15 protein-coding genes are annotated in these 23,465 nt (G+C 29.7%); all 15 read left to right on the top strand.

The genetic code is table 11. The annotated features are described in order from the left end of the window. Positions 1 to 766 (top strand): amidohydrolase (locus Q7P22_RS12075; RefSeq protein ID WP_303864487.1); only part of this gene is annotated, 766 nt, incomplete at its 5' end. 395 nt (positions 767 to 1,161) lie between these two features. Beyond that, positions 1,162 to 1,524: a DUF6483 family protein gene (locus Q7P22_RS12070; protein WP_303864485.1), complete on the top strand. Its 363-nt coding sequence runs from the start codon at positions 1,162 to 1,164 to the stop codon at positions 1,522 to 1,524. A 506-nt stretch (positions 1,525 to 2,030) separates the two neighbouring features. After that, a complete protein-coding gene (locus tag Q7P22_RS12065; protein WP_303864483.1) occupies positions 2,031 to 2,828 on the top strand; it encodes a DUF3658 domain-containing protein in 798 nt (265 codons plus the stop codon). A 554-nt stretch (positions 2,829 to 3,382) separates the two neighbouring features. Then, positions 3,383 to 3,982 carry a GNAT family N-acetyltransferase gene (locus Q7P22_RS12055; protein WP_303864489.1) on the top strand — a complete coding sequence of 200 codons (600 nt, stop codon included), beginning with the start codon at positions 3,383 to 3,385 and terminating at the stop codon, positions 3,980 to 3,982. Next, the gene (locus Q7P22_RS12050) at positions 3,945 to 4,256 is read left to right on the top strand and encodes an N-acetyltransferase (protein ID WP_303864481.1); all 312 of its coding nucleotides are present in this window, start codon (positions 3,945 to 3,947) and stop codon (positions 4,254 to 4,256) included. Before Q7P22_RS12055 ends, Q7P22_RS12050 begins: the two co-directional genes overlap by 38 nt. A 159-nt stretch (positions 4,257 to 4,415) precedes the next feature. Next, complete coding sequence (locus Q7P22_RS12045; RefSeq protein ID WP_303864479.1) at positions 4,416 to 5,225, top strand: nitroreductase family protein; 810 nt, start codon at positions 4,416 to 4,418, stop codon at positions 5,223 to 5,225. A gap of 148 nt (positions 5,226 to 5,373) precedes the next feature. Beyond that, a complete protein-coding gene (locus tag Q7P22_RS12040) occupies positions 5,374 to 6,933 on the top strand; it encodes an SIR2 family protein (protein WP_113920061.1) in 1,560 nt (519 codons plus the stop codon). Positions 6,934 to 7,988: 1,055 nt separating this feature from the next. After that, on the top strand, positions 7,989 to 8,609 hold the full coding sequence (locus Q7P22_RS12035; protein WP_303864476.1) for a BrxE family protein: 621 nt from the start codon (positions 7,989 to 7,991) through the stop codon (positions 8,607 to 8,609). Further along, entirely contained in the window at positions 8,609 to 9,400 is a 792-nt protein-coding gene (locus Q7P22_RS12030; RefSeq protein ID WP_303864474.1) for a BrxA family protein, read from the top strand. Before Q7P22_RS12035 ends, Q7P22_RS12030 begins: the two co-directional genes overlap by 1 nt. Next, positions 9,372 to 9,914, top strand: coding sequence for a BREX protein BrxB domain-containing protein (locus tag Q7P22_RS12025; protein ID WP_303864472.1), 543 nt, complete (start codon positions 9,372 to 9,374; stop codon positions 9,912 to 9,914). Before Q7P22_RS12030 ends, Q7P22_RS12025 begins: the two co-directional genes overlap by 29 nt. 17 nt (positions 9,915 to 9,931) lie before the next feature. Beyond that, on the top strand, positions 9,932 to 13,555 hold the full coding sequence (gene brxC, locus Q7P22_RS12020; RefSeq protein WP_303864470.1) for a BREX system P-loop protein BrxC: 3,624 nt from the start codon (positions 9,932 to 9,934) through the stop codon (positions 13,553 to 13,555). An 11-nt stretch (positions 13,556 to 13,566) separates the two neighbouring features. Further along, on the top strand, positions 13,567 to 17,181 hold the full coding sequence (pglX, locus tag Q7P22_RS12015; RefSeq protein WP_303864468.1) for a BREX-1 system adenine-specific DNA-methyltransferase PglX: 3,615 nt from the start codon (positions 13,567 to 13,569) through the stop codon (positions 17,179 to 17,181). Beyond that, positions 17,181 to 19,823 (top strand): PglZ domain-containing protein, encoded by a 2,643-nt coding sequence (locus Q7P22_RS12010; protein ID WP_303864466.1) that lies wholly within the window; start codon positions 17,181 to 17,183, stop codon positions 19,821 to 19,823. Before pglX ends, Q7P22_RS12010 begins: the two co-directional genes overlap by 1 nt. A gap of 15 nt (positions 19,824 to 19,838) precedes the next feature. Further along, positions 19,839 to 21,164 carry a BREX system ATP-binding domain-containing protein gene (locus tag Q7P22_RS12005; protein WP_303864464.1) on the top strand — a complete coding sequence of 442 codons (1,326 nt, stop codon included), beginning with the start codon at positions 19,839 to 19,841 and terminating at the stop codon, positions 21,162 to 21,164. Beyond that, positions 21,161 to 23,317, top strand: coding sequence for a DEAD/DEAH box helicase (locus Q7P22_RS12000; RefSeq protein WP_303864462.1), 2,157 nt, complete (start codon positions 21,161 to 21,163; stop codon positions 23,315 to 23,317). The genes Q7P22_RS12005 and Q7P22_RS12000 overlap by 4 nt, the downstream gene beginning before the upstream one ends. Positions 23,318 to 23,465 lie beyond the last annotated feature (148 nt).

Genomic DNA, 23,465 nt, shown 5'->3' with positions numbered 1-23,465 from the left:
GGGCGAGGAAACATTCACAGGAGCTAAAAAAATAATAGAAGCAGGCGGAATGGATGGAGTTGATGCTTGTTTTGGTATGCATGGAATGCCAGAATTAGAGACTGGATATGTAAATATTGAAGCTGGGTATAGAATGGCAGGCTGTGACACTATTTATGTTAAATTTGAAGGAGTATCAGGACATGGCTCTGTACCTCATAAGGCAAAAGATACTATTCATCCCGCATGTATTTTTGTTACAGATTTACAGGGAATAGTTACTAAGAATATTGATGCACAAGATCCAATAGTCCTTTCTGTTGGAAAGTTCGTTGGTGGCACAAAAGCAAACATAGTAGCTAAATATACAGAGGTTGATATTTCTATGAGATACTTCAATCTAACTGTTAGGGAAATAGCTCATGAAGCAATAAAAAGACATGCAAAAGCAATAGCAGATGCCTATGAGCTTAAGGTAGATGTAAGAATAGAAGAGAGTGCTCTCAGCCTTTGCAATGATGAACAATTAGCAGTTATAGCTGACAAGTCTTCAACAAAAGTCTTAGGAGAAGGTAAAAATATAAATTTACCTAGATATATGGGATCAGAGGATATGCCTTACTATTTCCAACATGCTAAAGGAGTTTATGCATTTATGGGATATAGAAACGAAGAAAAAGAATCTATTTACTTTCCACACCATGAGAAATTCAAGATTGATGAAGATTATTTAAAATATGGCACAGCACTACATGCGCAGTTTACTCTTGATTTTTTAAATAATTAAATCATAATTGCTTGTAAATTTGAAGAAAAATAACAATAACTCTTTCCTAGTTTAAACAATTATTTTGATTCCTATCAGAAAGAAGCTATTGTTTTTGTAAAAAAATAATAACAATAACATGACAACTATTATAGGCATATAGGGACGGTAACTTTTTATTCCATTTTTTAGGAGAAATAAGTTACCATATCGATATCTTTGTTAATAATCGATAAATTGCTGTTATATCATACATTGACTCATCATTATTAATTGTGCGCCAAGTGCATTCAGACCCTACCTGATGTTCGTCCCTCGTGATGTTTTGATATGATCTTTAGAATTTAATTAACATAAATGCTAGTAATATTTAAAGTAATAAATATCAATACATTTGAAAGGTTGAGATATATCCTATGATTAAACAAGATTATATAATGCGCATGGTAGATGATTTGATAAGGTTGCTTGCAAAACTTTTCTTTAATAAAGATACAATTATCTATGAATTACCAAGTGAAGAAAATTATACCCAAACTGATTATTTATATAAACAATTGCTCAATTTAATAGGGAAAGGAAAAATCAATGAAGCCGAGAATTTGCTATTTCAAAATATAGATTCTAATGACAAAAGGTATATGGAGCTAGCCTTGGATTTTTATGCAAAATTAAATAATTTAGATGATGAGTTATTAGAAAAATCTAATTTTCCTAGGGAAGAAATTGAGCAAGGGGTAAAAGAGATTGCTAAAGTGTTTGGTTTATCATTATTTTAAGAATAAAGATATTAGTAGGAAAATGTCATATTAATATACGGATTTGGAAATACGGAGCGGCAGCGTTCCCTGCATGACGCAATTTTTATATATTGCGTAACAGTAGGACATTGCGTCGTGCAAACGGGTCAGACCAAAGGTGCGCCCCTACCTATCGGTATCTAGGTTGTAGGGGAGGTCTTTGACCTTCCGTCATGAACTCATGATTTAAGCATGAACGCCATTTTATAAACAGGATGTGCAAAATGTGCATCTAAAGAGATATCTTTATATATTTAACGTCCCAATTGTGTCTTTTAGAAATCTCGATGAAGTAATCAATTCGGTAATATCTGATAATATAAAACAGCATAATTCCTTATTGAAAAAGTGGAATAGATAACACTAATATATTTGTACAAGAGGTGAAATGATGCTTGAAGTTGTATTTAGCGATAGTGAGAAAGGTTTTATGAAAGCAGCAAAAAATTATAATGATAAAAATATAATTGGTGAAGCTGTCAGCTATGCTGGGGAAAAAACCAACTAAGGTCGAATTAGAGAAACATTTTGAAGGCCAAGCAGTTGGAGGAAATTCTAGAGATGTGGTTAATATAGGCTTTTCACTTGATGTTGGAGATATTTCAGGTTCGATTGATGGAGATGAGCGCCAAAATATTTTTCTCAAATTGTGGGGAAGATTTAATTTTGATAATAAGGAACAAGAGAAGTTCTTCATAAATCAACGTAAAGATATGGAATATCTTCTATCAGCTGCAAAAAATGGTATACCCATACGAATATGGAAAAGCAGCGCTCCTTATTCTACTTGTGGATTTTATTTTGTTTGCAATATATTGAGAAATATTGACTGCAATATAAGTGTTGTTTCTTTACCTAAATATAAGCAAATATCTGAGAATCAAATAGCAGAGTATAGTCACTGGGGGGAAGTTGAGGCAGGTAAAATTTATCAATTCCTACCTCTTGAAAAACAATTATCACAGATAGAAAAGAGAGTTGCTAGTGACTACTGGCATGACTTGATGGTAGAAAGTGCACCATTACGAGCAGTTATAAACGGAAAGCTAATTTCTGTACCAGAAAATTTTTATGATTTCATTATCACAAAGAATCTTCCAGATAATGATATTATTATGGCACGACTTATCGGTAAGCTCTTAGGAGAATACAGTCTAGGCATTAGCGATAGTTGGTATGCTTTGCGTATTGATAAGATGATTGAGGATAATAAACTAATTGTTGTTGAAAATAAGGAACCATCACATCCCTATGGAAAAGTTTTAAGAAAAGCATATATTTAAAGCGTTTAATAACATTAAGGATAAATTATATTTACAAAAGTGCCAACAAAGAATAAGGGAGACAAAGCTGTTTGTCTCAACTCTTGTGCTGTGCTGGCACTTCTTCTATTTCTGTTAAAAGATAGCTCATTTCCCTATTTTAGTAACTCGTCATAGGTTGTTTGTAAAGCATCTTTTATTCCTCTTAGTTGTGATGCGTAGATGTGCTGTATTCCCCTCTCAAATTTCTATGCACCAAAACAAAGGGAAGTCCATAGCTAACTGCCTTGCAGACTGTGTAGATTATGCATTAAATCCTTACAAAATATAGTCACGACATGATAAACTTAATGTATAAAATTAACTGTGAAGGCTTTGAAGACAAAGGGATTTTACGTGAATTGAGGTAATACTTTAAAGTGGGAGCGGTAGGGGAGGTCTTTGACTTCCCGTAACGAACATTATTTATAAATTGAGCCACAGTAGAATGTCGCGTATTAAATTAACCTTGGTAATCAGAATTATACTTTGTTAAAATGTAGATATAACACATATGGGTGGAGGGGTTTGTATTGGTGATTAAAAAATTCAGTGAGCCAAGTGAGGAAATCATAAAGGAAATAAGGAAAGTTGAGCTGATATGTAAAGAGCATGATAAGTTAAATGGAAGTATATTTCTTGACACATCCATAAATTTTAATTCTGAAATAAAGAGCTTATTTTTACTTTATGATAATAACATATTAGTGAGTCTTGTATCTATGTTTATTCCAACCAGAGATGAAGCAGAAATATCAGCCTATACTTTACCTAAATATAGGCGAAAAGGATATTTTAAAAAGCTGCTCCATGAGGCTATAAAAGAAATAACCAAATATAATATATTAGATTTAGTATTTGTTTGTGAACCACAATCAAATGATGGAAACGAAGTAATAGAAAAACTAAAGGCAGAATTTGATTTTACAGAGTATTTCTTAAGATATAATGATTCAGTAGATGATATGGAAGTTCGCCCAACTCCTGAAATAAAGTTAAAGGAAGCAGAAAAAGAAGATTTGGAATCACTTATTAATTTGAGTCAGGAAATATTCAATGACAATTATGAAGATGCAAAAAGTATGATAATTAAATCTTTTGAATCAGAGAATACAATATATAGCTATGATATATAAAAAACATATTGGAATGGGTTCTGCAAGCCTTGGAAATGATGAAGCCTCTATATTTGGGTTTGAGGTATCACCACAATATCAAGGAAAAGGTTTTGGACGAGCTATATTAAAGCGAATACTAACAGATTTAAAAAATAGAGGTAGAGAAAATATAACAATTGAAGTCGATAGCACAAATAAAAATGCATTTAACTTATATAGAAAGTGTGGATTTGAAGTAGAAACATCATTTGACTATTATAGAAAACGTCCGGACTTCCTGTTTCAATCGTAATTGGAAAGCTTGCTGCAGATCATGTACAAAAGAAAGGAATCAAATTAAAACATTTTACGAGGAACAAAAAATTTTAGGAGCAATATATTTTTAATCTTTTCTGATGAGATTTATTAGTTTATCTATATAAATCGTAAATAGTTTACTGGAGGTATTAAATTGGTACGTATTGATAATGAACTTTGTATAGGATGTGGTCTATGTGTCGGCGACTGCTTTCCAAAGAATATTATTATTGAAGATAAAAAGGCTAAGGCTATTTTTAACTGTATGGAATGTGGGCATTGTGTTGCTGTGTGTCCTCAGAATGCGGTTTCTATAGAAGGATACGAAATGGGAGAGGTAGAAGAGTCTACTTTAGAGTCGGCGGCCTTAGATCCTGATTTATTACTTAAGGCCATTAAGGGAAGAAGATCTATACGACGATTTATTCAAAAGCCCATTGAAGATAAGAAGCAGATGAATATTATCGAGGCGGGAAGATATACTTCTACTGGTAGCAATTTACAAGGTACCTCTTATGTGATTGTACGAGATAATTTGCCCCAATTGACGAAGATGGCACTGGAGAGTTTAAACAAAGAGGCACAAGAAATACTATTAAATACTGAAATTTCTAGGATATATAAAGTGTACGCTCGTCGGTGGATTACTATGTGTGATCACTATAGTCAAGATAGTCGTGATGATTTGTTTTTTCATGCACCTGCAGCTGTATGTGTCGTCAGTGATTCTGCTATTAATGCAGGGCTAGCTGCTTCAAATATGGAACTTATGACATTTGCCCAAGGACTTGGGATGTTTTATAGCGGCTTTTTTGTAAGAGCTGCAAATCAAAATAAAGAGATAAAACAGTTCTTAAATATTGAGGATGAAAAAGAAGTACAAGCTTGTCTTGTATTAGGTTATCCCGATGTAAAATACTACCCAACGGCTCCTAGAAAACAAGCCAAGGTTGTTTTGAAATAAGATAATGAACTCTCGCAAATAAAAGGAAATTTTACTTTCCTATCAAATAAGTATAGATGGAGATATAATTATGATATTATAAAAATATTGATAGACTAAAATTCTCGTTCAAATATATATTTGAAAATAGAAAATAGGTGAAATATTAATGACAATTGAAGATGTTATAAGTAATTTTAATACTACTCCATTTTTGTTCTTAGGTTCTGGAATGACTCGAAGATATTTGAATTTGCCAGATTGGAAAGGTTTGTTGGAGCATTTTGCTAGAGTTATTGAGGATGATAATTTTATTTATAGTTCATATGAGAACAAAGCAAAGGTTTTACAATGTAAGGCGGGTATTATGCCTAAAATAGCAGAATTAATTCAAAGAGACTTCGATGAAAAATGGTTTAGAGATGCTTCTATAAGAAATGTTAATGAAGAGGCATTAGAACAGATAAAAAATAATGGTTTATCTCCATTTAAGGCAGAACTAGCAGCATACATAAAACGTAACACAATAGTTGAACCCCACTATCAAGAAGAAATAAACAAACTCGTCCATATTTCTGAAAAGAGTATAGCAGGAGTAATAACAACCAATTATGATACTTTTTTAGAAGATAATTTTCAGGGGTTTACAAAATATGTTGGTCAGAATCAGCTGATTTTCTCTGCAATTCAGGGCATTGCAGAAATTTATAAAATACATGGTTCAGTTGAAAATCCAGAGAGTATTATAATTAATGAATCTGATTATGTGAAGTTTGGAGAAAAAAGTGCCTATCTAGCTGCAAAATTGATGACTATTTTTATGGAATATCCAATTATTTTTATGGGTTATTCTATAAGTGATATAAATGTGCAAAATATCATTAAGTCTATTGTAAATTGCTTGGATGAAAAACAGATTAAACTGCTAGAAGATAGATTTGTGTTCGTGGAATATAATAGAGATATGGTGGGCGTTCAGGTCAGTCCATATATTATCATGGTGGACAACAAACCGTTAGGCATGAAGAAAGTAATGCTTGGAGATTTTATGTCTCTTTATTCTGCTATGGAAAATAAAAAGGCAAAGCTTTCAGTAAAAATACTGCGCCGCTTTAAGAAGGAGCTGTATGATTACACGATTACCAATATGCCAACATCAAACTTAAGGGTAGCAGCTCTTGATGATATTAGAGTATCAGATGACGAACTGGTACTTGCAATAGGGAAAGTCTCTGATTTGGGACTTAAAGGGCTCAGTGGAATTGATAGCAATGAATGGTACCGAAATATTGTAATAGGTGATTTGGATTTCTCGGCAGATGAACTATTAGAGTATGCATATCCAAAGGTATTGAGACAAAATTCAGGTAGGCTTCCAGTTAATAAATATTTGTACGAAGCAACAAAAGAGTTTCCAGAATGTAAAGAGCTGGCAATTAAACAGAATTTTGATGCTATTATTTCTAAAACAATCAAAAAAAATAGGAATTGTTTGGGAGAGTACAGCTCAGTAAAACAAATATGGAACCAAGAGAAAGACTCATTAGAAAGAGCCACAAGGTTGATATCTCATCTAGGAAAAGAACAAATTAATGTTGTTGAACTTGAAGATGTACTAAGGAACTTGTTTGAGGAGGATGTAAATATATTACAGAATGTAGATTCACAAGCAAGAACACATATAAGAAGGCTAATTATGATATATGATTATTTAAAATGGGGAAAGTGAAAGAGTTTCCTGCCTCAAGCATTTGTAAACAAACACCGTACAGAAAACCCTTTTCGATTTTAACGCACCTATCAGATTTAGCACCTATAAATAGACACCTTTCTGTTCAGCACAATATTAGCTTATGTTTTTGTTAGCCTAATTATACTAGATAAATAGTGATTTGTAAATAGAAAACATTGAATTTGACTACTTGTTTTAAAATTTTAGGATATTGATTATTGTAAGATTGTTATTGTGATATTATGAATTTTAGCATTGATAGAGACAGATTATTTTAATCTAACATTTGTATTTGTCAATCCAAATTTAGGTCACTTATGTTTCAAAATATGCATCTATAAGAATCACGAGGGACATAGAATTTTGGGTCATAAAAGGCTGACTTTAATCTTGTGACTTGAAAAGTCCCGTCCCTCATAAACTCCATTTCGTTTATCAGACATTATTTGAAGAGCGTAAGAATTTATTTAAAGCCTTTAATAGCATAAAGGATAAATTTAAAATCCTCATTCAAGAAGGTTGGTTAAATCTATCCTTTTTTCAAGATTATGGTATAGAATTTGATTTGAAAAATTGTTTTCTACTCAAAATTCTCCAGGAAAGTTGTGTATGTGTAAGTATCCTAAATATTTACATTATAATTTACTTTATTGCGCAAATGCCTAGACTGATGGAATAATTTCGAGTTGTTTTATAGGCAGTTAAGAGATAGTTTTGAACTGATCATCCCGTAAAGAGTACCCTCGTGATGTCAAAACTACGTATTAGCGGGTTCCTTCAGAAACAGAAGGGAGTTTATGAAGTCTTTGGTGTTACTCCACCTTTCTGATTATGAGTCAACGGGAATCTAGGATTAATGAGAGTAAGCAAGATACCGGATAGAGAAGAGAAAATTTCTGAAAAGATACTTAATATTTTTGATCAATTATAAAGCAATAGAGTATATCATTCGAAAATTCCAGCAATAATGAAAAAGATTGCTGGAATTCTTTTTTTTTTCCATTAAAGACGATATAATCATAAGTATTACATAAGAGATTGGAGGAATTTATATGCAAGCCATAAGAAATAAAATTCACGAATTGGCAAAGAAACATGAATCAGAAGTTAATGTAGAAATATTAGCAGATACACTTTTTTATAGATTGACCATCATTCGTTTAGGAGAAGAAGATAATAATGTGTGGTGGGAGTCTAGTATCTTAGGTGAAGTAGGACGAAGAAACTTAGAAAAATTCTTCCCTAATACTTTCTATAAACATCGTTATGATATTGCAAGAAAAATTATTGTTGAAAAAGAGAATAGAGAAATTCCAGAAAAAAGATTTACTACATTGTTTAATTTTGGATACGAATTTGAGACTAAAATATTTACTCCATTCATAAAGGAAATTTCAAATTCTGATGGTTGGCAAGAAGTATTAGATATGATTGAAAATATCAAGGAGAAAAAGTTTACGAACCCATGGGCTAGAGAATTTTTTAATCTACCTAAACTGCTAATTCATACTTTAGATGATAAAAAGGCCATAGAATTAGGTAGCATAAGTGGAACATTTTATAAAAACAAAGAAAACTTTGAAGATGTAATAAAGTCATTTATATCAATTTATGATTTATGCACGCTAGGAAGCGTTGTAACTCCATACTATAAGAGAAGGATGGCTATATAATGGAATCAAAGGATTACAGATCTAGTATTAAAGTAGTAGGTACAGTTCTACCAGATACAAAACTAATATTAAAAAAGTATCTAGAATTAAAAGATGTAGAACTTTTAAGAAAAGAGGTACTTGATAATAATTTGATCTTGAAAACTTCAAAAAGAAGAGCAGAGACAATATTTTACGAGTTAAGAAAGAGGTATTTATATGATCAATTAGATGGCTATAAAGAAACCTCGTTCATCTATTTTTTGAAAAAGATTGATTCAGATAGTATTATCAACCTCCTTCTATACTACTATTTATGCAAGGAAGAAAGAATCATATACGAATATATAGCAAATCTAGTATATGAAAAATATACAGATGGCTTTTTAGGGATATCTTCAGTAGGCACTACAGAGTTTATTTTAGGTCTTGCTGATAAAGATGAAAATGTATCTAAATGGTCAGAAAGGACCATTAACGATGTACGTTCAGGTATGATGGGAGTATTAAAGGAATTTGGTTTTATTGATAGTAGAAAAAGACCTAAATTTAACAAACCATTTATTCCATCAATAATTTTTTGTTATGTGTTATATACGAATAAAGATAACATTAAAACTATAGAAGATGTATATAAATGCAAGGATTTACATTTATTTTTGTTATTAGAAAGCGACATTCACATATTACTTGAAGAAGCATATAGAAATGGAGTTTTAGACTTTGGTAGGGAAGAACCTAAAACTTTAATATATAAATATAAAAGTATGGAGGAGATAATAGATGGCTACGTTAATGGAGAAATACAGTAAGATAATAGAGTTAATCAATAATGATAGCCTTGCTTGGGTGCGACATTCAGGAGTTCCTTTTGTCATTTGTCCATATGAAAAAGACGAACATAAGGATGCTATGTATATAATAAACAAATTGCAACAAGAAATAGAAGCGTTTCATATAGAATTGATAAATATGGAGCAACTTATATTTGAGATCATAGAGAAATACGAAACTATAGAAGGCATTATCCAATTAGAAAAGATAGAAGAAGACATTGACATGGTAGAGGAATTAGGAGAATTTTTATTAGAAAAAGTAAGGTCTCACTTCATATCCAAGGTAAAAGAAATAGGTCCTAAAGGAAGAATATTGGTAACTAGAGTAGGAGCAACGGCTATATACTTTAATTTTATAAGATTACTATCTTATTTAGAAGGAAGAGTTCAAATTCCAGTAGTATTCTTTTATCCGGGAAGTTATGACAGATTTTCAGTAACATTATTGGACAAATATAAGGAAACTGCCCTTAGGGCTTTAATAATATAGAAAGAGGTTAAGAGTATATGTTAATTAAAGATTTATTTAGAGATCGTATAGAAAGATATATAAATCCAGTAATTAAAGTACAAGAAGATGATGTAAATGTGGCTAAACAAGAATTACAAGAGTACGTTATTACAGATCAATTAAGAGAACATTTTAAGGAATGTTTAGACAAATATCTTAATGATAAAAACAAGGTAGGGTATTGGATATCAGGATGGTTTGGCTCAGGTAAATCACATTTCTTAAAGATCTTTGGATACCTACTAGAAAACCATCAATTTGATGATTGCTCTGCTGCAGATATATTTGTTAGAAGAGACGAAACTAATATTTTAAAAAACTATGTAGAAAAAATAAATGAAACTTATAAAACTACAGTAGTCATGTTTGATATTTTAGAAGAAGCAGCAAAATCAGAAGGCAAAGTTGAGCCTATAGAGCAAACTATTTATAAACAATGGCTAAGTAAAAGAGGCTTTTATACAGGAAAACTTTGGGTAGCAGAGATGGAAAAAGAATTATCTGATGAAGGAAAGTATGAAGAATTTGTACAAACCATTGAAGAAATGAGTAATAGGAAATGGAAAGATATAAGGCCAACAAGAATAGGTCAAAACTATATTCAAAGAGCACTAGTTAGGGTATTACCAGAACAAATACCTACGGAATCAATAGCAAAAGATTATATAGAAGACCTTAAGAGAAGTAAAGGAATTTCTGCATCCATTTTGGCAGATGAGTTATGTAAGTATGTTGACGAACTAGATAGACAGAATGGCCTAAATAATAGATTGTTTGTAATCGTAGATGAAATAGGGCAATATATCTCAGCAAATCCAGAGGTAATAGGATATTTACAAGCTATAGAAAGTACATTTGCTAGAAAAGGTAAAGGCAAACTATGGTTTTCAGTATCTTCACAAAATAAATTAGAACAAATAACAGAGCAGTATTTAAAGACTGAAGATGAGGTAAATAAAGTAATAGATAGATTTGAAGTAAGAATACATTTAACTCCAGAAAACTTAGACAAGGTTATAAATCAAAGAGTTTTAAAGAAAAAGTCAGATGTAGTAAAAGATATAGACAGATTATATGAGAGTAATAAAGGAAAGTTATTATCTATCTTAGAATTCAAAGATTTTAAAAAGTATATGCCTAAACTAAATAAAGAAGATTTTATAGATACTTATCCTTTCCTTCCTTATCATATAAGATTAATTCAGCCTATTTACTATAATGTTATCTCTAATTCAAAAGTTAACAAGAAACTAGGTGGAACTAATAGGAGCATGATTAAAGCAACTCAAGGTATACTTATTGACAGCAATGTTAATGTGAAAGAGAAAAATATTGGTGAACTAGTAACCTTAGATATGTTCTTTGAACAAGCAAAAGAATTTATAGACGATCAAATTCAAATAAGTATTAAAGAAGCAGAACAACTGGACCCAAATAATGGAGAATTATTAGTAAAAATATTAAAAGTGCTTTATCTATTAGACAATGATGATAAATTACAAAAAGATATAGATACTATTACAAAATTACTTATAAACAATGTAAATGCAGATTTTATTTATATTTTAGAAGAGATTAAATCAAGTCTAGATGTATTATACAGGCACGGATATGTAGAAAAAGATGCACATGGAAACTATAAGTTCATAGCACCTGAGGAACAGAGTTTTAGACAAGAAGCCATATCTAGATCAAACGAAATCGGAGTTAGAGATATAAATAAAAAAGTAAAAGAAGTAATCGATGGAGTATTTACTATAACAAGAATAAATTATAAAAATATTAGACCATTTGATATACAACTAACTATTGACGATGAGGTAAGGAACAGTAGAGGTCTAGTAAGTCTTAACTTAAATAGTGTGATGCAATCTTCAGACAAGTTAAGAAAACAGCAACATCTAATGAAAAGTATAGGGGATAGCAGAAATATTTATTGGTATGCAAAGTATGATAGCACAATAGACGAGGATGTGCAGCAATATTTGATCTTTAATAAAATAATAGATGAATACAGAAGAAAATGGAGTTCGGACGAAGATAAGAGTTACTTTCTAAGAAAAGAAGAACAAAAGAATATAAAGTTATATGAAGATATAAAAGAGAAGATTGAAAAGTCACTTATTAATGGTACCTATATATATCAAGGAAAGGAATTCCCTACATCGGATAAAAGTGATTTAAAATCCATATTTGAAGATATTGCTAATCTAGCAATACCAAAAGTCTATCATAGATTTGATATGGTAGGGATTAAGATAATAAAAGAAGATATACAGAGTGTGTTTAAAGGAAATCAATTATCTATTGACTTAAGTGGATTAAATCTAATACAGGACACTAATGTAAATGCCGAGTCTGCTGTATTAAAAGAAGTTTTAAATGAAATAAAAACTTTAAAAAATAAATATGGACAATGTATTGGTAAGGATTTATTAAGTGTATTTGATAATGAGCCATATGGCTGGGCATCAGAAGCAGTACGACTTTTTACGGCTTTACTATTTAAAAATGGGAATATAGAACTTAATTACGAAGGCAAAGATTTTCTTGACTATAATCAATCAGGAGTAAGAGATATATTTGAAAATGAGCCTAATTTTAGAAAAGCAATATTCAAACTAGCAGTAGTAGTTGGCGCATCCACTAGACAAAAATGTCAGGATATTTTAATGAATATGTTTAACAAAAGATCTGAAGATACCTTAGTTGAGTTATATAGCAATACAAGAAATGTATTAATAGACTACAGAAATGATATTTCAGCAATAAAAGAAATAATATCTAGCAATAATTTAGCATTTAAGGATTCCATAGAAAAGTTAGATGTGATTTTTAATACTATGCTGAAATCAAAGACACAAGGTGAAACTATAAACAATTTTGTTCAAAAATTCTCAGAATATGGAACATTCTTATCAAAATATAAGAAATTAAAAAGTTTTATTGATAATGGGAACTTAAAAGAATATAAGAAAATGAAGCATTTCTTAAACAATGTATGGATAATAGAAATAGACCGAAATACTGCAGATATAAAAACTAAAGAAAAAATATATGACCAAATAATGAATGATTTGAAGAGTGAATCATTTGTAGATTCATGGTCTAATGTTAGAGAAAATTTTTATAAACTTTATGATCCATATGTAAAAGAATATATAGAAACTCATGAAATCCTATATAAACTTTATAATGAGAAAATAGAAGAAATGAGAAAGAATAAGAGTTTCTTAAATCTAAAAAGTGAAATAGGAAAAGGAGATATATTAAGTACATTCTCTGATAAATTATGCTCTCATAGTATTACTAAATTAGAAATTCCATGTCCTATTTGTAGAACATTTATTAGGGATATGAAAACTATTATTGATGCAGTAGATGTGTATCAGGAAAAAGCCATGGATAAATTATATAAGTATCTTAACAAGCAAATTGAGGAAGAAAGAGAAGAGGATGAGGTTGAAGTTCTGAAACCAGTAATTAAGCATTTAAGTACAAAAAGTTTTCCTAAAAATGTACTTCTTAAAAGTCCAAAGTCTGTTAAAGACTATTTGAAAAAAATCGAGAAACAATTAATGGAAGATATTAGTGCTGGAAACAGCATAATGATTGAATAGGAGGGAGTTCGTTGAATGCAGAACAAAAGAAGTCTATTAAGTCTACTATTCTCGAGTGTAGAGACATATTAGAAAAAGATATAGAACAGGTTTTAATAAACTACGGTATTTATATAAACAAAGACTGGGTTAACTTAAGGGATTTAAAAAACTTAACTGAGGAACAAGCGAATAATAGAAATAATATAGAAAAGGCAATTGAAAAACTTGAAAAAGGTGGATTTGAGAAAGACAAAGCCGTTATGGAGTATATAAAGGAAGTTTCATACACATATCTTAATCGTTTAGCGGCACTTAGGGTTATGGAAGTCAGAGGTCTTATTGATGAGATTTTAATACCTAGAGGTGATTATGGTAATAGATCCTTTATTGGGTCAAGATTCTATGAAGTTGCAAGAGAATTTTGTAAGTATGAAATGGATGGAGGATTAGCATATCTCTTGAATATAATGTTTGAAGAAATTAGTGAGGAGATAAGGATGTTGTTTAATACGGGGGATGAATACTCCTTCGTTACTCCATCTAGTACAAGTTTATTAAAAGTAATAGAACTCTTATGCACCAATATAGACGATGAATCATGGAAACAAGATGAAATCATAGGTTGGATTTATCAGTATTTTAATTCCAGAGAAAAAAGTGAGATTTTTACAAGACAGAACCAAAAGGATTTTTTCATTACCATAGATGAAGTTCCAGCAACAACTCAAATATTTACTCCAGGTTGGGTTGTAAATTGGATTATAGATAATTCTCTTAATAAAGTATATAGTGAAATGCAGAATGGATTAAGGGACAAAAAAAATGTTGAAGATATTAAACTTATAGATCCTTGTTGTGGAAGTGGGCACTTTTTAGTAAGAGCATACGATGTATTTTATGAGATGTATGTAGAAGAAGGAAAATATACAAAGAAAGAGATACCTTATAAAATACTAGAAAACAATATTTATGGAATAGATATAGATTTAAGAGCAGTTCAATTGGCAGTGCTAATATTATTTATAAAAACTAAGACTTATTTAAAAGACAATGGTTATGACACAAATACTAAAGGCAAACTTTCAGTTAATTTGGTATGTGCTGATGCAATTTTATTAAACGGAAGTAGATTAGAAAATTTAAAAGAAAAACACAAAGATAATAAGACAATATTAAAAATGATAGAAATTATTTATGAGGAGTTCGAAGATGTTAGACTTAAGGGGAGTCTTATCCAACCTGAAAAGAGGTTGTTTCCATTATTTGAGGAATTTAAAAATAGAATCGCTAAGAAAGAATTAGATAAGGCAAAAAGAATTAAGAGAAAGCAAATTAAAGGACAAGAAAATTTATTAGAAGAACACTCTATTTCTTTATCAGATTATAAGTCTCAAAGAGATTTTACAAGAGAAGAAAGAGAACTTATGGACAGCTTGAATGCCATTTATAGTGAAGCCATTAAAGCTAATGATATATCAAGGCAACTATTTGCTACCGAGGCTACAAAATCAATAAAACTTGTAAACATATTTATGCAAAAAACAGGCTATGATGTTGTTGTTACTAATCCACCCTATATGGGCATTGGAAATATGGATATAAAATTAAAGAACTTTATAATGAGTAATTATAAGGCTGGCAGTGAGGATTTATATTCGGCATTTATAATGAGATGTGAAGAATTTTTGAATGATAATGGAATATTAGGGATGATTGTTCAGCATGGATTTATGTTTACCTCTAAATATACAGAACTAAGAGAAAGCATACTAAAGAATAATCAGATTGAAGAGGTTGTTCATTTAGGAACAGGAATATTTGAAGAATTAACTGGAGAAAAGGTAAATAGTGTTATGTTTACACTAAGTAAAACTAAACAACACAATAAAAAATCTGAATTTATAGATATAAGTAATTGTATTAATAGATCAGAGTATCCTAAAATAACAGATGGAGTAAAAAGATATTTAATAAATCAGGACAAATTTCAGATAATAAAAGGATCTCCATTTACTTACAAATTATCTGAGAATATATTAAATTATTTTTTAGATTCCAATTTCAAAGAATATGCTCATGTACAACGTGGATTAAGCACTTATAATAACGATAAATATCTTAGATTTTATTGGGAAGTAAATGATTTTAAAAGATGGAAATGGATTGATAAAATTCCCGGTAATGATAGATATGTATCTTTGGATAATATGGTAGTAGATTTTTCAGAAGATGCTATAGAGTTCTATAAAAGTAGAGGTGGGTTTACTGGGATAGATTATTATAATATGGGGGGTATATATTACCCTAGGTCACCTTATAACTCTAACTTTAGCGCTAAGTATCTTCATACTGATACTATAATTGAAGATGATAAGCCTGGCATATTTCCTAAACAAGATGTTAATATTTATTTCTTATTAGGCTTAATGAATTCGAACTTAATAATATTCTTTTTGAATATTATTAATCCTACTAATCATTATCAGGTTGGAGATGTTAACCGCTTACCAATTAAAGGTTTTGAATTAGTATATATAGATGAAATCAAAAAATTAACATTAGAAAATATTGAGAGATTAAGATATAAATTTTCACTTTTAGAAACATCTAGATACTTTGAATCTGATAATGTCTTAAACTTGTTTTCTAATTCCATGAAAGAATCCATTATGAATTTTCTAAGAATTAAAGATGAGATAGAATTAGCGGTTTTTGAAAACGATAAAATAATTAACAATTTAGTTTACGACACATATAAGGTAAGTGAAGATGAAATTGAACTTATTGAGGATCAAAATGGAATTAACAATAATTTTAATTTAAATAAGTCAAATTATAATAAGTTAATAAATGTCGACAATAATCCAAATTATGATCTATTAAGTTTAAAGTTGAACTTAAGAAAAGATATTCTAATTAGAACAAGATTAGAAAAAGAATTATATGGAGAGAAAGCCATTAAAAAAGAACAAGAGAATATAATCAACTTTTTAATAGGATGTATATTTGGCAGATGGGATAATGACATAGACAGTATAGTTGATGGTATTATTCCGGTGAATTCTTCTGTGTATTTGGAAGATGATATAGTAGAAAAAATATATAATATAATAATAAAATATTTTAGTGAACAATATGCTGATAATATTTTTGATGAAATAGAAAATATATTAGGTACATCTATTGAAAGATATATAATCAAAGACTTCTTTAAAAATCATTCAAGGAGTTATGAAAAACGTCCAATATATTGGCACATATGTAGTCCTAAAAAAACATTCAATTGCTTCGTATATTACCATAAATTAGATAATGATACCTTATATAAAGTTAAAAGCATCTATCTAAGTCAAATGATTGATAGATACGAGGAAGACTTAAAGTACTATACTAATCAGTTAATTGAGACAAGGACTAATGGTGATAAGGGTAAAGAAAAAGATTTCAAAGATAAATGTAGCGATTTAGAAGCAAAATTAGAAGATCTGAATATTTTAGATAAGAATATAATGGAGATATTACCTTATAACCCCAATACCGATGAAGGGGTATTGTACAATATAATACCTATAGAACCTATATTATCAAGCCCTGTATCTACTAATAAAGAAAAAGAAGACTACTATAAAGAGGTAGGAAAGTAATGAAAACATCATTTTATAAATTGATTCAAGCAGAGATAAAGGAAAAATTTAAGAACTCTAATATTGTTATATGGTATGATTACCAGAATGAATTTTTACAAGAGTTTAATTTATTTGATGAACAAGGAGTCAATAAAATTGCCTATAAAGGCAGTTTTATTGAACTCCGCTATAAAATACTATTGGCTGATAGTGAACTTACAAAAAAATGGCTTATATATTCTAATGTAGAAAATGAGCAGGGATTTTTAACGGAGTATGAATTTTTTGGAGACACATATATTGCATCTGTAAAAGACATTTTAGAAATAAATTACAGGATAGATTTTGGACAATTTGATATATCAACACTTGAAGAACGGCTAAATATATTAAAAAGATTATGGGATATAATACCTGAAAGTGTTATTAGAAGTCTTAATCAAGAGACTCTAGATGACATTGTGTTAACTAATGGATTTGGATATGTTGATATTAGTAAAGAATATACAATACTTAAATATATTTGTGAAACAGATAAGTATGAATCTATACTTGAAGAAGCAAGGATTAAAGATAAGTTTTTTGAGTTTCTCTCTTTGGAATATGGAATTAATGTATCCCGTATTGAGTCAAAGCAAAAAATTGTAGAACATATTGTAGATAGTTTATTTCAAAGTGAATTGATACAGAAAAGTAGAAATAAAGATATAAAACCTTTTGGAATTAAATTATCAAATACAAACAAAATAATGAATTGTGTTCAACTTCTTGAAACGTGGGCTAATCATGAAATTTATAGAGATAAATTTATTGAATACTCTCAAAGTGTCTCTGAGAAATATATGATTAATGTACTTAATGAAATGGAAGTAGATGAATTATTTGCTATTGAATATCTATATGGTATAGAGGAAATTTTATATAAAAAATTAGAGATTCAGATATTTAAAGGGGTTCGGAATCCGCATTTAATAAAAGAAGATTTATTGGGATATTTAAATGGTCTATATGTAAAGGAAGAGCAAAAAGGTTATCAATACATTGAAAGTGAAAATGGTATAGATATAGAATCACTAAGGAGCCAATTAAAAGATTTAAATGTATTTGTAGATATTAGAAGGAGATACTATTTTTCTAAATCAAAGATATTTAATAAATGGAATATCCTTAATAATATATTTCAGTTAATAAACTTAATTTATGTATTTGAAGAAGAGTTTAAAGCAATAGATAATAGTTTAGATAATATAATTTTTCTTTATGAAACTAATAGTTGGTGGAAGATAGACTTATTATATAGGAAAGTTCAAGAAGATTACTCTTTGATTGATGATTTTATATCTCAACTTCTAAACTTTGTTGACAAGAGATATTATTATCAATATCTTAAACCCTTAAATGAAGAGATATCTAATATTATTGAGAGTAAGCACGACTATGAGTTTAAGACAAATATACAATTAGACTTTTGGTCTAAATATGTATCAAATTCTGATAAGAAGACAGCAGTAGCAATAGTGGCTGCTTTAAGATATGAAATGGGAAAAGAAATATTCTCAATGCTTTATGATATTAAATATAAAACAATTACACCAATTATTGCTTCTATACCAACAGTTACGGAATTTGGAATGGCTAGTTTGTTACCTAACGGTAATACAAAACTTATCCTAAATGAAGAGAATGATTCGATCAAAACAACAGATGGAAACCTTAATTATCCATTAAATAATAAATCAGAACGCATAAGGTTTTTCTTAGAAATATCTGATGGTAATGGAGTAGTTAAAAACTTAAATGAAATTGTAGATATTCCAATAAATAGCCTTAAGAATGAATTTAAAAAAAAGGATAGAATTTTAGTTTTTTCAAATGAAATTGATGAGGCTGGTCACATTGAAGATAGCAGCATCCAAATGTTTCCCGGATTGCTCAATAAGATACAAAGTGCAATAAAAAAGTTGGTACAGATTGATATTGAAAAAATAGTTGTTGTTGCTGACCATGGATTCATATTGACCTCTGGATTAGAAGAATGGATGAAGGTTGATATTTCAAAAGATATGGAAAATATTGTAAATAAGCGAAGATATACTATTTCAAGAAAAAAGGTAGATGGAAACTATATAACTAAGAGTGCTTATTCTGCAAATTATGATGGAGATTTATTTTTTAATTTTCCAAGGGGAATAAACGTGTTTCCAGTTAGTGGAGGAACTAAATTTCATCATGGCGGAGTATCGCTTCAAGAATTATTAGTACCTGTAATAGTTATAGAGAAAAATAATGAAAAAGTCATTAAAAAACACACTCCTGAAGTAGTGGAACAAATTAGTTTAGAGGATGTTGGCTTAAATACAGATTTTGCTCAAGAAAAGACAAGAGAGATCCCTAAATCAGTTAAAGAACAAATAGAAAACTATATAGATAGTAATAGTTTAAATAAGAAAGAAAAAAGAATACTAGAGTTATTCTTAAGAGCGTCCTCTTATACAGATTCTGAGATACAAGAAATATGTAATGAGGATGGCATTAGATTTATATCTCAATCAGTAATGGCATTTATGCAAGATTTCATCTTTAAACTTAACAATGAGGGGTATGATTGGATAGGGTTTAAGGTTGTAGGTATGTCAACATACGAGTATTATCTGAAATAGGGGGGAGTTCGTAGGATGAATATAAACGAAGGACAACAAATTTTAAGGGCTTTACACAATGGAAGTGTACCAGCATATGAAGGTGCTAAACATATTATGTGTGGCCATGAAGAAGAGAGAGATGCAATACTAGAAGATTTGAATTATATAAGATTCAAGCCGAATGGGAACGCACATTCAGGATTCAAAATGATATATGGGCCATATGGAAGTGGTAAATCTTTTTTATGCGAAGTATTAAAAGAGGAAGCACTGAAGGATAATTTTGTTATTTCAGAAATAGTAATATCTAAAAATACTCAACTCCATAATTTTGAAACAATATATAATAAAATAATGGTTGGAATGCGAACAAATGAATTTAGAGAGTTTTCTGCTTTTAGAATTATAATCGAAAGTTGGATTGAAAAAGAAAAATCTGAGATTATAAGTAAATACAATTTAGATCCTGATGATAATGAAGAGGACGAAGAAAAACTTATGGTAAGGCTTAAAGATAAGATATCATTAGAACTTGCTAAAGCAAATACAACTAATGTTTCTATTGTAAATGCAGTTATATCATTTTGTACAGGGCTATTAAGTGGTGACAATACGTTGGCACAAAAGTCTCTTGCTTGGTTTGCTGGTGATACTAATATACCTGCTGATATAAAGAAGAGTATAGGAGTTAAAGGATCAGTAGATAAGGGAAATGTATTTGAGTTTCTTAAAACATTACTTTATATCATAGAAAAGTCTGGGTATGCAGGTTTATTAGTAATAATAGATGAAGTTGAGACTGTAAGAAAAGAGAGAAAAGATATAAGGTATCAGGCTTATGAAAATTTAAGATTACTTATCGATATGGTCAGTAAAGATAACCTGCCCGGTTGCTATCTTCTATTTACTGGTACGGAAGAATTAATAGAAGACGAAGAGAAAGGTATAAAGGAGCATGATGCTTTATATACAAGAATAGAACCAATTAAATTAGGTGACATTCGAATATTAGAACAACCTCTTATTAAATTGTCAAGATTTGATTCAAGCCAATTAATAGAAGTTTCTAAGAAGGTTAGATATATTCATCGAGTTGTTCATGAGTGGAATCCTGAGACTAAAATATCAGATGAGTTTATTGAAGAATATGTTCAAAGTTTTACCAATGCTTTTGGAAAGGAAGTAAGTATACTACCAAGGACTTTTTTACGAAATTTCATATTTATCTTGGAAGCAGCGAAAAAAGAACCTATGAGTAAAATAAAATCACTTTTAAATATTAATGAACATCAAATAGAAGAAGTCAATAAGCAAATTGAACTATACGGTAGAGAAGTTGCTATGGAGATAGAACTATGATGGAATCTAGTTATTTCTTACTGGATGATAAAATTCAAAATGGAATCAAGGATATTTTAGAATGGAATAGTTTAACACCAATACAGGAAGATACTATTCCATGTCTTCTAAATGGAGATAACTGTATCTTAATTGCACAAACTGCTGGAGGAAAAACAGAAGCAGCATTTTTACCTATTATATCTGAAATTTATAAAGAAAAATTGAAACCTATTTCTGTAATCTATATATCTCCAATTAGGGCGTTGCTCAATAATCAGGAGTTTAGGTTAAAAAAACTAGGGAAAATCGCAAACATCGATGCATTTAAATGGCATGGAGAAGTTGATTATAATAATAAAAGAAAATTTAAAATAGAACTTAAACATATTATAGCCACTACTCCAGAGTCATTAGAAGTCATACTTATGTCAGATTCCTATGACTCGGAGGAATTGTTTTCAAATATTCGATTCATAGTAATAGACGAGGTGCATTATTTTGCAGAAAACTATAGAGGGGCTCAACTTATGAGTATCATAGAAAGGATACAGACTTATTCAAAGTATGATATTCAAAGGATAGGTTTATCTGCAACAGTAGGTAATCCAGAAGAAATTTTAGATTGGATATCTGGGTCTAGTAAAAGAAAAAAATCTGTTATTAAGCCAGAAAACAAAGGAAATAGATCTAAAATATTTATTAGATACTTTGATGAGTTCAGTGAAGATACCGTTAGTTGCCTCCTACCTGAGTTAAGAGACAAAAAGGCATTATTTTTCTGTAATAGTAGAACCAATAGCGAAATGATGTCTAGAATCCTAAAGAACTTAGGGTTAAATGCAAAGGTTCATCATTCTTCCATTAGTAAGAATTTAAGAGAAATATCAGAGGATAAATTAAAGAACGCCCCAAGTGAAATGTGTTTATGCTGCACTTCTACTATGGAATTAGGAATAGATGTAGGTGAACTAGATGTTGTTATGCAATTAAACAGTCCCTCAACCGTTGCATCATTTAGACAAAGAATGGGAAGAACAGGTAGGAGGATAGGAACAGTATCCCATTATGAATTCTGTGTTAACGAAGAATTCTTCTTAATAAATGCTATTGCAATTGTTGAATTGGCAAAACAAAAGTGGATAGAGTCTGCTCCAACTCCATTAGCAGCATATACTGTACTATTTCAACAATTATTTTCTATGATCCAACAAAAATTTGGGTTAAAGCAGCTATATTTAAAAGAGATTCTAGAGAATTCAAATTCATTTAAGGATATTAACGAGGAAAAGTTAATAGAGTTTATCCAATATCTTATAGATAAAAACTATCTGGAATTTAGTAATGGTGAATATCTGCTTGGTAAGGAAATTGAGAAGGAATATGGTTATAATTTTTTGATGAACTTTGTATCTGTATTTGAAACTGTATCTGAATTTTCAATTATACATAAAAATAAAGAAATTGGAACTTTACAATCTTGGTTTATTTATTCATTACTAAAGGAAAACAAGACATCTAAATTCGTATTAGCAGGAAATACATGGCAGATAGACAAGATAGATTACGATAGATATAGAATATATGTGCAAATATCTAAAGAAGGTGCACTTGCCACATGGATGGGCAATGGAATGATTATATCTTATGAAATAGCCAAAGAAATGCTAAAGGTACTTAATAGCAACAGTGATTATCCATATATTGATATGAAATCTAAATCTGTATTAAAAAGTATTCGGTTAGAGCATTCTGCATTTTCTATAGATTTGAATAAAGTTCTTATTGATGTAATAAAAGATGGGTTTGATATATATACTTACGCAGGACAAAAGGTGAATTTTACTCTTGGATTAATAATTCAACATGAACTTGGACTTGAATTTAGTGTTTCTTATAACAAACTTAAGGTTAGAAAAATAGAAAAAAATATTAGCGAAAAATACATTTTAGATTTATTCAATAGATTTGAAATGGACACAGATAAAATAGAAGAAATAATTGAGAAAGCACTAATATCTTCTAACTTCGAAAGTCATTCTAAATTTTATAAACATTTACCTAGGTTTGCACAAATAGAAGTTCTTAAATATGAGTTAGTAGATATAAGGAACACAGTGAAAGTATTAAAAGAATCTAGAATAAACATAGAGAATTTATATGACAGGTTATAAATTGTAAAATCACTAAGAATAAAGGGGAGATTTATCATGCCAACTTTTAATAATTTAAAGGATTTAGAAAATTATTTAAAGAAAAATTCTGAAATAGTACTTGAACAAAATATAGATAAAGTAATCGAATATGAGTGTCCTAAATGTA

The sequence above is a fragment of the Alkalibaculum bacchi genome (genome assembly GCF_937875145.1).
GTDB classification, from domain to species: Bacteria; Bacillota; Clostridia; order Eubacteriales; family Alkalibacteraceae; genus Alkalibaculum; species Alkalibaculum bacchi_A.
Note: the sequence above shows the minus strand (reverse complement) of the source record. Positions and strands in the feature narration are given on the sequence as shown.

Bases quoted from the DNA above. Each gene is read 5' to 3' on its own strand.
- Q7P22_RS12070 (WP_303864485.1), top strand. From the start codon at position 1,162: ATGATTAAACAAGATTATATAATGCGCATGGTAGATGATTTGATAAGG.
- Q7P22_RS12065 (WP_303864483.1), top strand. From the start codon at position 2,031: ATGCTGGGGAAAAAACCAACTAAGGTCGAATTAGAGAAACATTTTGAA.
- Q7P22_RS12040 (WP_113920061.1), top strand. From the start codon at position 5,374: ATGACAATTGAAGATGTTATAAGTAATTTTAATACTACTCCATTTTTG.
- Q7P22_RS12035 (WP_303864476.1), top strand. From the start codon at position 7,989: ATGCAAGCCATAAGAAATAAAATTCACGAATTGGCAAAGAAACATGAA.
- Q7P22_RS12030 (WP_303864474.1), top strand. From the start codon at position 8,609: ATGGAATCAAAGGATTACAGATCTAGTATTAAAGTAGTAGGTACAGTT.
- Q7P22_RS12025 (WP_303864472.1), top strand. From the start codon at position 9,372: ATGGCTACGTTAATGGAGAAATACAGTAAGATAATAGAGTTAATCAAT.
- brxC (WP_303864470.1), top strand. From the start codon at position 9,932: ATGTTAATTAAAGATTTATTTAGAGATCGTATAGAAAGATATATAAAT.
- Q7P22_RS12010 (WP_303864466.1), top strand. From the start codon at position 17,181: ATGAAAACATCATTTTATAAATTGATTCAAGCAGAGATAAAGGAAAAA.
- Q7P22_RS12005 (WP_303864464.1), top strand. From the start codon at position 19,839: ATGAATATAAACGAAGGACAACAAATTTTAAGGGCTTTACACAATGGA.
- Q7P22_RS12000 (WP_303864462.1), top strand. From the start codon at position 21,161: ATGATGGAATCTAGTTATTTCTTACTGGATGATAAAATTCAAAATGGA.